This is a genomic window from Streptomyces sp. NPDC048436, from assembly GCF_043200355.1.
Taxonomy (GTDB): Bacteria; Actinomycetota; Actinomycetes; order Streptomycetales; family Streptomycetaceae; genus Streptomyces.
Genome location: NZ_JBICXP010000010.1, coordinates 189803 through 204144, shown reverse-complemented (window position 1 = coordinate 204144; position 14342 = coordinate 189803). Strand labels below are relative to the sequence as shown.

The window sequence follows — 14342 nt, the reverse complement described above, 5'->3', positions numbered from 1 at the left end:
GTCGACGTCATCAAGGGGAGTCGCCGCATGAGACGAACGGGACGCAGTAGCACGGGAAGAGACAGGAACGGCGGCCGGACGAGGCGTGCCGCAGCCGCCCTCGTCGCCCTGGCGGCCGCAGCCGCGGTGCTCACCCCACAGGCCGCCCAAGCCTCCCCGGAGGGGGCGCCCCGGACGGGCGGCGGCACGCTCGTCCGCACGGACGGGGGCTGGGTGCGCGGTGAATCCACCGACCAGGGGCGGCAGTTCCTCGGCATCCCTTACGCACGTCAGCCCGTCGGGGGCCTGCGCTGGACGGAGCCGCGGCCTGCCGAGCCCTGGAAGGGCGTACGCAGCGCCACTTCCTTCGGCAACCGCTGTGTACAGTCGTCCAGTTGGGACCCTGGCTACGAGAATCCCAGTCACACCGAGGACTGCCTCGACGTCAACGTGTACGCCCCGGAGGGGCACGGGCAACGGCCCGTCCTGGTCTGGCTGCACGGCGGCGGGCTCACCGCGGGCGCGGGCGAGGACATCGTGCCCGACACCTTCGCGCGGCGCACCGGCACCGTGGTCGTGACCGTCAACTACCGCCTGGGAGCCATGGGGTTCCTCGCCGCGGCGGGGCTCGACGGTGAGGCGTCCGACCATGTCTCGGGCAACTACGGAATGCTCGACCAGCAGGCGGCCCTGCGCTGGGTGCGCGCCAACATCGGCTCGTTCGGCGGCGACCGGCAGCGCGTCACCATCGCGGGCGAGTCCGCGGGCGGCCGTTCCGTCTGCACCCAGCTCGCCTCGCCCACCGCCAAGGGGCTCTATCGCGCGGGCATCGTGGAGAGCGGGGCCTACGGGGACTGCGCGGCTCGTGATCGGAAGGCGGCGGTCGCTCAGGGCGCGGCGTTCGCGAAGAAGGCCGGCTGCCCGGACGAGGCGAACGCCCTCGCCTGTCTGCGGAGGAAGCCCGCCAAGGAGATCCTCGCGGCCCAGGCCGGGTTCGACTGGGGTCCGGTGGCGGGCGGTGACTTCCTGCCGGTCCAGCCGGAGGAGGCGTACAAGAACGGGAGCGCCTCACGCGTGCCCGTCCTGAACGGCGCGAACAGCGACGAAGGGCGGCTCTTCGCCTACGGGCAGTTCGACGGGCAGGGCAAGCCGCTCACCGAGGCGCAGTACCCGGCCGCGCTGACCCGGACGTACGGCGAGGACCTTGGCGCCAAGGTCCTGGGGCGCTATCCGCTCTCCGGGCACGCCTCACCGACGCACGCCTACGCCGCTGCCCAGGGCGACCAGATGTTCGCCTGCACGGCGCTGCGCATGGACAGGGCGCTCGCGGGCCGTGGGCCCGTCTACGCGTATGAGTTCGCCGACCGCACCTCGCCGCCCTTCGCGTCGATCCGCGAGGCGGGCAGGACGTTCGACTTCGGCGCGACCCACGTCAACGAAGTGCAGTACCTCTTCAAGCACTTCGGGCTCGCGTCGCCGCTCAATGCCGAACAGCGCGCCCTGTCCCGCCAGATGATCCAGTACTGGGGCTCCTTCGTCCACGGCGGTCCGCCACGCGCCGACGGCCAGCCCGCCGCGCCCGACCAGCGCGTCCGGCCTGGCCAGGTGCTCTCGCTGCGCACCGCGTCCGCGGGAGGCAATGAGCTGAGCACCACCGTGGGCCGTGAGCACCGGTGTGACCTCTGGGACTCCGCCCCGGCGGCCGACGCCGGGTGAGCGGGTAGGCTGCCCGGCGTGCGCGCCCCGGGGGGATCGCGCACGCCGGGTACAGGCACACCAGCACAGGAGGAACCGGCGTTGCACGTCCAGGAATGGCTGGAGACCGTACCGGCCGTCAGTATTTACGCGCTGGTGGCCGTGGTCATCGGCCTGGAGAGCCTGGGCATACCGCTGCCGGGTGAGATCGTCCTCGTATCGGCGGCGCTGCTCTCCTCGCAGCACGGCGAGCTCAACCCCGTCGTCCTCGGGATCTGCGCCACCGCGGGCGCCATCATCGGCGACTCCATCGGGTACGCGATCGGGCGCAAGGGCGGCCGACCACTGCTCGCCTGGCTCGAACGCAAGTTCCCCAAGCACTTCAGCGCCGCGAACGTCGGCAGCGCCGAGCAGTCCTTCCAGAAGTGGGGCATGTGGGCGGTCTTCTTCGGCCGCTTCGTCGCCCTCCTGCGGATCTTCGCCGGGCCGCTCGCGGGCGTGCTTCGCATGCCGTACTGGAAGTTCCTCGTCGCCAACGTCCTGGGCGGCATCATCTGGGCGGGCGGCACCACCGCCGTCATCTACTACATCGGCGTCGTCGCCGAGGACTGGCTCAAGCGGTTCTCGTACGTCGGCCTGGCCATCGCCGTGCTGATCGGCGTCGGCTCCATGCTGTTCGTCAAGCGCCGCGCCAAGAAGTCCGCGGCGGCGCGCGCCGAGGCCGAAGCCGACAGCGGAGGGCAGTCGGCGGCCGGGCCGGCCGCCGTGCCGACCGCCGACTGACGCCGCTGACCGACCCCGCCGACTGACGTCACCCGGCGTGGACGTCCCGGTGGGCCTTGGCCAGCTCCACGTACATCGTGCCGTTGAGCGTGATGCCCGCGCGCTCCTCGTCGGTGAGCGGGCGCCGCACCTTCGCCGGTACGCCCGCGACGAGTGAGCCTGGCGGCACGACCATCCCCTGCGGCACAAGCGCCTGCGCCGCGACCAGCGAACCCGCGCCGATCACCGCGCCGTTGAGGACCGTCGCGCCCATGCCGATCAGGCAGTCGTCCTCGACGGTGCAGCCGTGCAGGACGGCGTTGTGGCCGACCGAGACCCGCTCGCCGATCGTCATCGGGAAGCCCAGGTCGACGTGGAGGCTGCAGTTGTCCTGGATGTTGCTGTCGGCGCCGATGACGATCGGACCGCCGTCCGCACGGAGCACCGCTCCGTACCAGGTGCTCGCCCCGGCGTGCAGTGTCACCTCGCCGATGACGACGGAGGTGGGCGCGGTGAAGGCGGCCGGATCGATCTTCGGGTCCTTGCCGCCGATTCCGGTGATGAGTGCCTCGTGGCCCATCGGATGTCTCCATTCGTACGTGTCTCGCGCCTGGCGGAACGGTACGGGACGGGGCGGGTTGCGCCACCGTGTGGGGTGAAGATCACAGGGGCGCGGGCTCACCCGGGCGCGTGTGGCTGAGTAACGTATGCGCGTGCCGAAGAACAGGAACACGTTCTCATCCGCGGTCGCCGACTGGCGGCGCCGCGCGGCGCAGCGCGCCGTCCACGCGGGCTGGGCCTGGGTGCAGCGGACGGGCGCGGTGACCGCGCAACGGCCGGGGCGGCTGCGGTTCGGCGCGCTCGGCCAGGGCACGAAGCTCGCCTTCCCGCAGGGGACGGTCTTCGGTGAGCCGTGGATCCGCATCGGCGACCACTGCATCATCGGCGAGCAGGTCACCCTCACCGCCGGGATGATGCCCGACCTGGACCTCGGTCCCGATCCCATACTGCGCATCGGAAACGGCGTGGTCCTTGGCCGCGGCAGCCATGTCATCGCCGACACGACGGTGACGATCGGCGACGACTGCTACTTCGGGCCCACGGTCTATGTGACGTCCACGAACCACTCGTACGACGATCCGCACACGCCCATCGGCAAGCAGTGGCCCCGCATGGAGCCGGTCGAGATCGGCCCCGGCTGCTGGATCGGCACGAACGCCGTGATCCTGCCCGGTGCCAGGATCGGCCGCAATGTCGTGGTGGCGGCGGGCGCGGTCGTGCGCGGCTCCGTGCCCGACCACGCTGTGGTGGCAGGGGCGCCGGCCCGTGTGGTGCGTCGCTGGGACGCGGACACGGGGTGGCAGCCGCCGCTGCGGACGCCTGCGCCTGTGCCGATTCCTGACGGTGTCACGCCGGAACAGCTGCTTGCTCTGGCGGAGTTGGACGAGGCCTGATTCAGCTGGCCAGTAGTACCGTGCCCACCAAGGCCAGGCCCGCGCCCGCGGCCTGGACCCCGCGCAGCCGCTCCTTGAGTACGAAGCGGGCGGCGAGGGCGGTGACCACCGGGTAGACGGAGGCGAGTACGGCGGCCACGGTGACCGGGCCGTTCTGGGCGGCCACCGAGTACGTGCCGTTGGCCGCGACGTCCGCCAAGCCGACGAAGGCGAGGGCCGGGACCGACGCCCAGATGACGCGCATCCCGCTGCCGTCGGGGAGCGCCCTGCCGCCGCGCTTGACCGAGATGAACAGTGCGGTGCCGCCGGCGGTCACGTTCGTCACGCGCTGCACGAACAGGGCGAGGAACAGGCCCGTGAGGCTGCTCGACGCCTCGGAGATGAGCGCCATCACCGCGCCGAACCCGAAGGCCGCGACCAGTGTGAGCAGCACCGCCTGGCGCTGCACGGGGGCGCCGCGCAGTTCGGGCCCGCCCGCGAGCACGATGCCGACCACGGCGACGGCGATCCCGGCGAACTGCGGAACTCCCGGCCGCTCGCCCAGGAAGAGCCCGACGCCCACCGGTACGACGACGCCCAGCGAACCGAGCGGTGAGACGACGCCCATCGGGCCGAGCGCGAGGGCCTTGTAGAAGGCGAGCATGGCGACGGGGCCGACGAGTCCCGCGCCCACCGCGAACCACAGCTGCGGCCCCCACTCCGTCCAGCCGCCGGTCGCGACGACGATCACTCCGAGTACGACCACCGCGATGGTCTGCGAGGCGACGACGACCGTCAGTGCGGGGAAGCGTCGTGTGAGCAGTCCGCCGCCGAAGTCGGCCAGGCCCCACAGGAGGCTGGTGGCCAGAGCGAACAGGGCTGTCATCGGGAGACCTCGCAGTACAGTGTGATGAACCTTCGGGTGCACCACACCGTAGTTCACTATCCTGAACTCTGTCATCCATAATATTGGACGGAATGTGTCGGACCTCGACCAGCTCACCCAGTCGCTCGCTCGCAACCTCAAGCGGTGGCGCACCGAACGCGGCTTCACGCTCGACGCGCTCGCGGCCCGCGCGGGCGTCAGCCGCGGCATGATCATCCAGATCGAGCAGGCCAGGACCAACCCCAGCGTCGGCATCACGGTGAAGCTCGCCGACGCGCTCGGCGTCAGCATCACCACGCTCCTCGACTACGAACAGGGCTCCCACGTCCGCCTCGTGCCGCCGGAACAGGCGGTGCGGATGTGGTCCACGGAGGCGGGCAGCAGCACGACGCTGCTCGTGGGGACCGAGGCGCGCGGCCCCTTCGAGCTCTGGGCGTGGAAGCTGATGCCCGGTGACGGCAGCGACTCCGACCCGCATCCGCCGGGGACCATGGAGCTGCTGCACGTCGCGGCGGGCGAACTGACGCTCCTAGTCGACGGGGTCGAGCATCTTGTGCCCGCCGGGTCGGCCGCTTCGTTCGAGGCGAACGTGGCGCACGGCTATCACAACAAGGGCGCCGAGCCGGTCGAGATGACCATGTCCGTGTCCGTGCCGCCCGCGCACGCGTCGTCCTACTGAGGCCGCGCGTCGCCCGTCGTGCTGTCCGCCGAGGCCGGGCGCCCGCTCATTGAGACGGCCGACTCCGATGGAGGGCAACGCTGTTAGCGTGCCGTCATGCGTGCACCCATGGGAGACTTCGACGACGTACGCCCCGCACCCGAGGCGCTCGACCTCCTGGTCGCGCCCGTGGCCGACGCCGTGCGCGGCTGGAGCGGAGCCGTCCCCGCCGAGCAGGTCCTCCATGTCGACACGGACCCGCGGTGGGCCGACACCGCCACCTTCGTGGAGCACTACGGCCAGGACATCCTGGAGCAGTCCGCGAACTGCGTCGTCGTCGCGGGCAAGCGCGGCGGCGAGTCCACGCTCGCCGCGTGCCTGGTCCTCTCCACGACCCGGGTCGACGTGAACGGCGTCGTACGGCGCCAACTCGGCGCGCGCAAGGCCTCGTTCGCACCGATGGACACGGCGACCGGCGAGACCGGCATGGAGTACGGCGGCATCACCCCGATCGGCCTGCCCGCCGACTGGGCGCTCCTGGTCGACGCCGCCGTCGTCGATCTGCCGTACGCCCTCATCGGCAGCGGCAGCCGACGGGGCAAGCTGATCGTGCCCGGCAAGGCGTTCGCCGAGCTGCCGAACGCGGTGGTGCTCGAAGGGCTCGGCGTCGCCTGAGTCAGGTGAGGCCGCTCACCGGCAGACCGTGAGGTCGCTCACCGGCAGACCCCTTCCGCGCGCAGCCGGGCGATGTCGTCCGGGCCGTGGCCCAGCTCCTCAAGGATCAGCTCGGTGTGCTCGCCCGCCGCGGGCACGGGATCCATCCGCGGGGGTACGCCACTCAGATCCGCCGGTGGCACCAGCGCCTGAACGGGGGAGGAACTGCCCGGAATGGCGACGTCGCGCCAGCGCTCGCGCTCGGTGAGGGCGGGGTGGGCGAGGAACTCGGTGACCGAATTGACGCCCGCGTTGGCGATGTTGGCGCGGTCGAGCAGCTCCATCGCCTCGTCGCTGCCGAGTTCGGCGAAGCGTACGGAGATGATCGCGTCGAGTTCGTCGCGGTGCGCGACGCGGTCCGAGCCGGTGGCGAACCGCGGGTCGTCGGTCAGTTCGGGACGCCCGATGACCTGCTCGCACAGGGCGGCCCACTCGCGTTCGTTCTGCACGGACAGCAGGACGTCCTTGCCGTCGGACGCGGTGAAGGGGCCGTACGGCGCGACCGTGGCGTGCCGGGCACCGACGCGGGGCGGCTGGGTGCCGCCGTAGCGCGTGTAGTACGCGGGCTGGCTCATCCACTCGGCCAGCGCGTCGAAGAGGGAGACCTCGACGGCCGGCGCGCGGCCGGTGGTCGCCCGGGTGAGGAGCGAGGTGAGGATGCCGCTGTAGGCGTACATCCCGCCCGCGATGTCCGCGACCGAGATCCCCGCCCGCACGGCCTCGTCGGGCGTGCCGGTCAGCGAGAGCAGCCCGGTCTGGCACTGCACGAGCAGGTCGTACGCCTTGCGGTTCGCCCAGGAGCCGCTGGTGCCGTACCCGCTGACCGTGCAGGGGATCAACGAGGGGTAGCGGGCCTGGAGTTCCTCCGCGCCCAGGCCAAGGCGGTTGGCCGCTCCCGGCGCGAGGTTCTGCACGAACACGTCGGCGCCCGCGAGGAGTTCGTGCAGGATCTCCAGTCCTTCCTTGGACTTGAGGTCGAGGGTGAGGGACTCCTTGGAGCGGTTGAGCCAGACGAAGTAGCTGGCCTGGCCGTGCACGGTGGTGTCGTAGCGGCGGGCGAAGTCGCCGCCGCCGGGGCGCTCGACCTTGATCACACGGGCGCCGAGGTCGGCCAGCTGCCGGGTGGCGAAGGGGGCGGCGACGGCCTGCTCCAGGCTGACGACGGTGATGCCCTCCAGGGGGAGCCGGCCGGGCGGTGTGGGGTGCGTCGCCATGACTGCCTCTCGTTCCTGCTTGTTGGACCTTGTACTGGGCCTTGCATTGGGCCTTGTACGGGGCCTCGTGTTCTGGGGCTCGTACACCATCAATCTCTCCTGCCCACGACCGACTTGGAGACCAGCCGCCCCTCGTCGAAGCAGAGGCGGTAGCCGTCGCCGGACATGAGGTGCGTGCTGTAGTACGCGCACGCCTGACCGCGCGGTGTCGCCGGTGAGCCGTCCGGTGGGCCGTCCCGGGTGAACCGTGGCAGCCGGGATTCCACTTCGCCGCGCGGCTCGCCTATGGTCAGGTCCTCGTACACGTCCCGGTCGAGCACCGAGAAGGACGAGCTGATCAGACTGACGGGGATCATGAGCAGCAGGATCCCGGCGAGGACCGCGAGCGGGGTCAGGACCGCCTGCGCGAGCCGCTGCCGCACCCGCCGCCGGGCCAGCTCCAGCTCCTGGGCGGAGGTGGTCGGCCGGGGCGCGTCGGCGGTGCGGGGTGCGGCCGTAGTCGTGGGCAGTTCGGCGGTCACCTCGAAGCCGCCGTCGTCCGTCGGCCCCGCGCGCAGCGTGCCGCCCGCGAGGCGCACCCGCTCGTCGAGGCCGACCAGGCCGTTGCCGCCCGAGGCCACTCCGGCCAGGCGCCCGGCCGGGGCCGGATCGTTGACCACCGTGAGCCGCAGGCTTTCGCCGCCTCGCGCGATGCGGGCCCGAACCGCGGCGCCCGGTGCGTGTTTGGCGGCGTTCGTCAGGGCCTCCTGGAGCACGCGGTGGACGGCGAGGGCGACCATGGGCGGCAGGTTCTCGGTGCCAGGAGTGTCACCGCTGCCGCTCATACTCACCGTGTCGCCTGGCTCTTCGATCGTGACCTTGACGCCGGAGGCCCGCGCGCGTTCGACCAAGGCCTCCGGGCTCTCCTCCGACGGGGCCCGGGGCGGCACTTCGTCGTCGGCACGCAGTACGCCGATGATCTCCCGTAGCCGTTCGGTCGCCGCCCCCGCCGCCGCGCGCAGCTCACCGACGGCCGCCTGCTGACGGGCGTCGAGGGTGGGATCGACCTCAAGGGCGCCCGCCCGGACCGCGATGAGCGTCAGGTCGTGACCGAGCGAGTCGTGCATGTCGCCCGCGATCCTGGCGCGTTCGCGGATGCGGGTGCGGTCGGCGACGGCCTGCTGCTCGTGCTCCATGCGCTCGGCGAGCCGCCAGCCGGTGGCCGTCAGGTCGGCGTACTGGCGGCGGCAGCGGCCGAGCAGCCACGGGAGCACCACGCTCAGCAGCAGCGTGAGGAGCATCGTCGGCCAGTGCCACAGATCGCTCGACACGACCGCGCTCAGCACGAGCCCGGTCGGCGCGACCGCGGCGAAGAACCACAGGGCGGGCCGTACGGCGGCCGTGCGGCTGCCGGCGAGGCAGCCGAAGCAGACCAACGCCGCCCAGTACACGGGCGTCAGCATCTCCGGGTCCGTCATCAGGCTCAGCGCCACCGGCACGGCGAGCGCGGCGAGCGGCCACCGCCTGCTGTACGCGACGGCGGCCCCGAGCAGCGGGACACCCACGGCGGCGACGACCGCCGCACGTCCGTCGAGACTGAAGACGGCCGTGGCCGGTGGCGCGCACACCACGAGCCACAGCCCGATGTCGAAGAGCCGGGGGAGCCAGCCAGTTCTGCCGCGCATCCGCCAAGGATCGCCGATGACGGGTGCTCCGCGCCGCTGACGAAAGTAGGGGGCCCTGGACCCCGGCGGTAAGGACGCCGCCGCCCGGCACCCCCCTGGGCGGCCCTCACTCCCCGCCGACGAGCCCCGCCTCGTACGCGAGGATCGCGGCCTGCACCCGGTTCTTGAAGCCGAGGCGGGCCAGGACCTGGCTGACGTACGCCTTCACCGTGCCCTCGACCACGTGCAGCCGCTGGGCGATCTCCGCGTTCGACAGCCCTGCCCCGACCAGGGCGAGCACCTCACGCTCGCGCGCCGTCAGCTCCTCGGCGCGGGCCCGCGCGGTGGCCTGCTTGCCGAGCTGCCCCGCGCCGAGGTGGGAGATGACCCGCCGCGCGATCGACGGGGCGAGATACGCGCCGCCCTCCGCCACCGCCTGCACCCCGGCGATCAGTTCGCGCGGATTGCCGGACTTGAGGAGGAAACCCGCGGCGCCCGAGGCGAGCGCGCTCGCGATGTACTCGTCCTCGGAGAACGTGGTGAGCATCGCCACGGCCGTCTCGGGCGCGGCCCTGCGCAGCTCGGCCGCCGCCTGGAGGCCGTCGAGCCGGGGCATCCGGATGTCGAGGAGGCAGACGTCGGGGCGGTGCCTGAGGGCGAGTTCGACCGCCTCGTGCCCGTCGGCCGCCTCGGCGACGACCTCGATGTCCTCGGCGGTGCCGAGGATCGCCCGCACCCCGGCCCGGATCATCGCCTCGTCGTCGGCAAGCAGCACTCGGATCATGCGAGCACGCTACCCGGGGCCCCGGCACCTTACGAAAGTGCGGTGCGGGTGCTGACCAAGGTCCCCTGTCCCCGGCCACGCCGCTCCGTAGCGTCCCTGCCATCACCGCCGACGCCACCGAAGGCGCGGGCACGGAAAGGAACTTGGGGAACGATGCTCACCTTGCGGAGCCTGACCAAGAGATACGGCGAGAAGACCGCCGTCGACGCCCTGACCCTGGAGGTCGCCCCCGGGAAGATCACCGGCTTCCTCGGCCCGAACGGCGCGGGCAAGTCCACCACGATGCGCATGATCCTGGGTCTCGACCACCCCACATCGGGCACGGCCCTCATCAACGGCAAGCGGTACGCCGAGCACCGCCACCCCCTGCGGGAGGTCGGCGCCCTCCTGGACGCCAACGCCGTGCACCCCCGGCGCAGCGCGTACAAGCACCTGCTCGCCATGGCCCGCAGCCACGGCATTCCCGCCCGCCGCGTCGGCGACGTACTCGACGTCACGGGGCTCGGCGATGTGGCGGGCAAGCAGGCGGGCTCGTTCTCGCTGGGCATGGGGCAGCGCCTCGGCATCGCGGGGGCGCTGCTCGGTGACCCGGAGGTGCTGATGCTGGACGAGCCGGTCAACGGGCTCGACCCGGACGGCGTGCTCTGGATCCGCCGCTTCCTGCGCTCGCTCGCCGCGCAGGGCAGGACGGTGTTCGTCTCCAGCCATCTGATGAGCGAGATGGAGGTCACCGCCGACCGGCTGATCGTCATCGGCAAGGGACGGCTCATCGCGGACGCGCCGATGGAGGACATCCTCGCGCGAAGCTCCCGCAACGCGGTCCGCGTGCGCGGGCCCGAGGCGGCGGGCCTGCACCTCCTGGCGGACCGGCTCGGCCCTGAGGCGCACGACCTCCAGTGGGTCTCGGCGTACGAACTGGTGGTGAGGGGCCTGACGGCGGAGCGCGTCGGCGATCTCGCCCACGAGGCACATGTACGACTGCACGAACTGCGCCCCGTCGAGGCGTCCCTGGAAGAGGCATACATGGAACTGACCGCAGGCAGCGTCGAGTTCGGGGAGGCACGGCTGTGAGAACCCAGACATCCGAAGTGGGCCGGGCAGCGCTGCGGACGGCCGGGGGCGGGCTTCGCGGCGCAGTGGCCGCCGAGTGGACCAAGCTCTTCTCGCTCCGCTCGACCTGGTACTTCCTGCTCTCGGCGGTCGCCGTGATGGGGGTGACGGCCGGCTGCGTCGGTGCGGTCACCCATGACGCGGGGGCGTCGGCCGCCGACCCCGCGACGCTCGCCACGGTCTTCGGCGTCGAGTTCGTCGTCGCCGCCCTCGCCATGCTCGGCGTCACCGGCGAGTACGCCACCGGCAGCATCATCAACACCCTCCAGTGCGTGCCGGACCGCGCACGCCTGCTCATCGCCAAGAGCCTCACCCTGGGAGCCGTCGCCTTCGCCGCCGGGATCGTGCTCGCGGTGACCGGAGTCGTCGCGGGAGCGGCGGCCATGGACAAGTCGACATTCGACTTCGCACAAGTGGCGGGCCAGGTGTTTGCGATCGCCGTTCACCTGATGCTCATGAGTGTCCTGACCGTCGGCCTCGCGGCCATCGTGCGCAGTTCAGCCGGGGCCATCACCGTGCTGTTCGTGCTGCTGCTCATCGTGCCGACGATCCTCCAATCGACTCCCCTCGACTTCCTCACGAACCTGGCGCAGTTCCTGCCCCAGGCGGCGGGCACGCAGTTCCTCACCGGCGACGGGGATCTCTACGGTCCTGCCACCGGGCTGCTGATCCTGGTGGCCTGGACCGCCGCCTCCCTGACCCTGGCCACCGCGATCCTCAGGCGGCGCGACGCCTGAGCCTTCCTCCGCGTACGACCTGCCTCCCCGAACGGAGACCGGAACTGTCATGCTCTCGACATCCGCTGCCCCCTTGACGCCGTCCGCTCCCGCCCTCGCCACCTCCTCGTACGTCACCTCCATCGCCGACTCCGAGGCGCGGATACGGGCCGCGCAGCGGCTGCGGTACCGCGTCTTCGGCGAGGAGATGGGCGCGACCCTCGACACCTCGCTGCCGGGCCACGACGTGGACGCCTTCGACGACCTGGCGGACCATCTGATCGTCACCGACACCACCACGGGCGAGGTCGTCGGCACCTACCGACTGCTGCCGCCGGGACGGGCCGCGCACTCCTACTCCGACAGCGAGTTCGACCTGCGCGCACTGGAAGGCCTGCGCTCCTCCACGATCGAGGCGGGCCGCTCCTGCGTGCACCCCGACCACCGCTCCGGCGCGGTGATCAACCTGATGTGGTCGGCGCTCGCCCGCTACGTCCTGCTCTCCGGCCACCGTTACCTCGCGGGCTGCGCGTCCGTGCCGCTGTCCGACGGTGGCGCGGCGGCGTCCAGCGCCTGGCTGCTCGGCACGTCCAAGCACGCGTCACCGCCCGAACTGCGGGTGCACCCCCGGCGCCTCTGGGTGCCCACCGCGCCGCCGGTGGAGCGGCCCGCCTACACCGATCTGCCGCCACTGCTCCGCGGCTACCTCCGGCTCGGCGCCTGGATGTGCGGGGCGCCCGCGCACGACCCCGAGTTCGACGTCGCCGACTTCTTCGTCCTCCTCGACATGGACCGGCTCGGCGACCGCTACCGGCGCTATTTCCTGGGGGAGACACGATGAGCCCCGGGGGAGCCGCGGCGCCCGCGGCCTCGCGGGGTGCTGTGCCTGGGCTTGCGGTTCTGCCGGGCGGGGCCCCGGCCTCGGTGTGCGGCCCTGGCTGTGTCACGCGGTCGGCGCCGAGGGTTTCCGCCGCCGAAGTAGCCCGCCGGTACGCGGCGTTGGCGTACGAGATCGGCCTTGGCGTGGCACAGGGCGAGCGGCTCGCCGGGCCTCGTGCGCTGCGGGCGCGGGCCCGGGGGATCCTGGGCGCGCTGGGCGTCGAGCTTGAACGGGGGCGTGCGGGGCGGCGGCTGACGGTGGGCGGCGGCAGCGGGCCCGGCACCCTGATCGTCGCCAATCACATCTCCTGGCTCGACGTCGTCGCCCTCCTCGCCGTCGAGCCCGTGACGGTCCTCGCGAAGCGGGAGGTGGGCCAGTGGCCGGTCATCGGCACGCTCGCGCGGCGCGCGGGGAGCCAGTTCATCGACCGCGACGGCCTTCGCCAACTCCCCGGGGTGGTCTCGGAGTTGTCGGACACCCTGCGCTCGGGCCGCTCGGTCCTCGTCTTCCCGCAGGCGACCACCTGGTGTTCCGTGTCCGGAGGCCGGTTCCGCCGGGCCACCTTCCAGGCGGCGGCCGACGCGGGCGCACCCGTACGGCCGGTGACCCTCCGCTACTACCAGCACGGGGCGCGCAGTACCACCGCCGCCTTCCTCGGCGACGAAACCTTCGGGGCCTCACTGCACCGCGTGGCCCGCGCCCGCGGCCTGACCGTGCGGGTCACCGCGCACACCCCGCTGTACGGATCCGACCGCGGGAAGCTGGCCGCGGATGCCCAAGCGGCGGTCGGCGCCGAAGAGTTGGCCGCCCACCTCTGACCTGCTGGGTCCCCCTTGGTGCTCGGGCGGGTTGGTGCAGCGACCGGGCGGGTGTCACCTCGCGGACGTGCACCACGGCGGATCGTCGCCTCGGCGAGAAGATGGGCGGGTGCGGGAACTCGGGCCCCTCCTCGGCCGACTCCTGAACCGATGGCAGTGGGTACGGCCGACGTTCGGTAAGCGATAAGCGAGAGGGTGTTGAGTGATGAGTGCTGTGCAAACCGGGGCGGGGGAGAGCCGTCGCCGGGTGCTCCGTGGTGCAGTGGCCGGGTCACTGGGCGTGGCCGGGCTTGGCGCCGCGTCGGGCCACCCCGCCGCCGCGGCGGATCGTCGCGCACCCGGCGGGGACGGTGAGGGGAAGCTGAGCGTCGCCGTGCTGCTGTACGACGGATTCACCGCCCTCGACGCGGTAGGCCCGTACGAAGTGCTGTGCCGTGTCCCCGGCGTACGCGTGACGATGGTGGCCCGGGAGGCGGGGCCGGTCCGTACCGACACCGGCGAGCTGACGCTGATGGCCGAACGGGCCATGAGCGAGGTCGAACGAGCCGACGTCCTGCTGGTGCCCGGCGGCGGCAATCGCGGCACCGTCGCGATGATGGAGGACGCCGGGGTCCACCGGTGGATCCGCCGTATCCACCGCCGCAGCACTTGGACCACCTCCGTCTGCACGGGCTCGCTCATTCTCGGCGCGGCGGGCCTGCTGCGCGGACTCCCGGCCACCACCTACTGGGCGTCCCGCCCGTACTTGAAGGAGGTCGGCGCCGTTTACACCCCCGGACGCTTCGTCGAGACCGGGAAGATCGTGACGGCGGCCGGTGTATCCGCGGGCATCGACATGGGCCTGCACCTCGCCTCCCGGCTCTCCGACGAGAAGGTCGCGCAGGCGATGCAACTGGCCGTCGAGTACGACCCGGACCCGCCCTACGACACGGGCAGCCCCGAGAAGGCCGACGCGGAGACCGAGGCCCTGGCCCTGAAACTCCTGGCGGACTCGGCGCGCTAGCGCCCTCTCAGGGGGCGGGGTCGCGTACCCGTCCACGCATGGAGTGG

General features: G+C 72.1%; 15 protein-coding genes. 10 read left to right on the top strand and 5 right to left on the bottom strand.

Annotated elements, in window-relative coordinates:
- The first annotated feature begins 27 nt into the window (after positions 1-27).
- Together ACGFX9_RS30060 and ACGFX9_RS30055 are read left to right on the top strand one after the other, a co-directional pair.
- Positions 28-1695, top strand: a complete 1668-nt coding sequence (locus ACGFX9_RS30060; protein ID WP_393479366.1) for a carboxylesterase/lipase family protein — start codon at positions 28-30, stop codon at positions 1693-1695.
- 81 nt (positions 1696-1776) lie between these two features.
- A complete protein-coding gene (locus tag ACGFX9_RS30055) occupies positions 1777-2457 on the top strand; it encodes a DedA family protein (protein WP_393479362.1) in 681 nt (226 codons plus the stop codon).
- Positions 2458-2485: 28 nt separating this feature from the next.
- Here the strand turns inward: ACGFX9_RS30055 and ACGFX9_RS30050 are convergent, their stop codons facing one another.
- Positions 2486-3016 carry a gamma carbonic anhydrase family protein gene (locus ACGFX9_RS30050; RefSeq protein WP_393479358.1) on the bottom strand — a complete coding sequence of 177 codons (531 nt, stop codon included), beginning with the start codon at positions 3014-3016 and terminating at the stop codon, positions 2486-2488.
- 133 nt (positions 3017-3149) lie between these two features.
- Between ACGFX9_RS30050 and ACGFX9_RS30045 the strand changes: the two genes are divergently transcribed.
- A complete protein-coding gene (locus ACGFX9_RS30045; RefSeq protein ID WP_393479354.1) occupies positions 3150-3890 on the top strand; it encodes an acyltransferase in 741 nt (246 codons plus the stop codon).
- A gap of 1 nt (position 3891) precedes the next feature.
- On the opposite strand, the gene ACGFX9_RS30040 is transcribed toward ACGFX9_RS30045, so the two are convergent.
- Positions 3892-4755: an EamA family transporter gene (locus ACGFX9_RS30040; protein ID WP_393479351.1), complete on the bottom strand. Its 864-nt coding sequence runs from the start codon at positions 4753-4755 to the stop codon at positions 3892-3894.
- Positions 4756-4849: 94 nt separating this feature from the next.
- Here ACGFX9_RS30040 and ACGFX9_RS30035 point away from each other — a divergent pair, with 94 nt between their 5' ends.
- Entirely contained in the window at positions 4850-5434 is a 585-nt protein-coding gene (locus tag ACGFX9_RS30035; RefSeq protein ID WP_393479347.1) for an XRE family transcriptional regulator, read from the top strand.
- 96 nt (positions 5435-5530) lie between these two features.
- Positions 5531-6088 carry a YbaK/EbsC family protein gene (locus ACGFX9_RS30030; protein WP_393479342.1) on the top strand — a complete coding sequence of 186 codons (558 nt, stop codon included), beginning with the start codon at positions 5531-5533 and terminating at the stop codon, positions 6086-6088.
- 38 nt (positions 6089-6126) lie between these two features.
- Here ACGFX9_RS30030 and ACGFX9_RS30025 read toward each other — a convergent pair whose 3' ends face one another.
- From ACGFX9_RS30025 to ACGFX9_RS30015, 3 genes are all read right to left on the bottom strand, one after another.
- Positions 6127-7341: a CaiB/BaiF CoA transferase family protein gene (locus tag ACGFX9_RS30025; protein WP_393479337.1), complete on the bottom strand. Its 1215-nt coding sequence runs from the start codon at positions 7339-7341 to the stop codon at positions 6127-6129.
- Positions 7342-7430: 89 nt separating this feature from the next.
- The gene (locus ACGFX9_RS30020) at positions 7431-9005 is read right to left on the bottom strand and encodes a sensor histidine kinase (protein ID WP_393479334.1); all 1575 of its coding nucleotides are present in this window, start codon (positions 9003-9005) and stop codon (positions 7431-7433) included.
- A 106-nt stretch (positions 9006-9111) separates the two neighbouring features.
- On the bottom strand, positions 9112-9768 hold the full coding sequence (locus ACGFX9_RS30015; protein ID WP_393479329.1) for a response regulator: 657 nt from the start codon (positions 9766-9768) through the stop codon (positions 9112-9114).
- Positions 9769-9921: 153 nt separating this feature from the next.
- Here ACGFX9_RS30015 and ACGFX9_RS30010 point away from each other — a divergent pair, with 153 nt between their 5' ends.
- The 5 genes from ACGFX9_RS30010 to ACGFX9_RS29990 all read left to right on the top strand — a co-directional run bounded on the left by ACGFX9_RS30010 (position 9922) and on the right by ACGFX9_RS29990 (position 14295).
- Positions 9922-10839, top strand: a complete 918-nt coding sequence (locus tag ACGFX9_RS30010) for an ABC transporter ATP-binding protein (protein WP_393479325.1) — start codon at positions 9922-9924, stop codon at positions 10837-10839.
- A complete protein-coding gene (locus ACGFX9_RS30005; RefSeq protein WP_393479320.1) occupies positions 10836-11615 on the top strand; it encodes an ABC transporter permease subunit in 780 nt (259 codons plus the stop codon). Before ACGFX9_RS30010 ends, ACGFX9_RS30005 begins: the two co-directional genes overlap by 4 nt.
- A gap of 49 nt (positions 11616-11664) precedes the next feature.
- On the top strand, positions 11665-12435 hold the full coding sequence (locus ACGFX9_RS30000) for a GNAT family N-acetyltransferase (protein ID WP_393479316.1): 771 nt from the start codon (positions 11665-11667) through the stop codon (positions 12433-12435).
- Positions 12432-13292 (top strand): lysophospholipid acyltransferase family protein, encoded by an 861-nt coding sequence (locus ACGFX9_RS29995; RefSeq protein WP_393479313.1) that lies wholly within the window; start codon positions 12432-12434, stop codon positions 13290-13292. The genes ACGFX9_RS30000 and ACGFX9_RS29995 overlap by 4 nt, the downstream gene beginning before the upstream one ends.
- Before the next feature lie 205 nt (positions 13293-13497).
- Positions 13498-14295 (top strand): DJ-1/PfpI family protein, encoded by a 798-nt coding sequence (locus ACGFX9_RS29990; protein ID WP_393479310.1) that lies wholly within the window; start codon positions 13498-13500, stop codon positions 14293-14295.
- Positions 14296-14342: the final 47 nt, after the last annotated feature.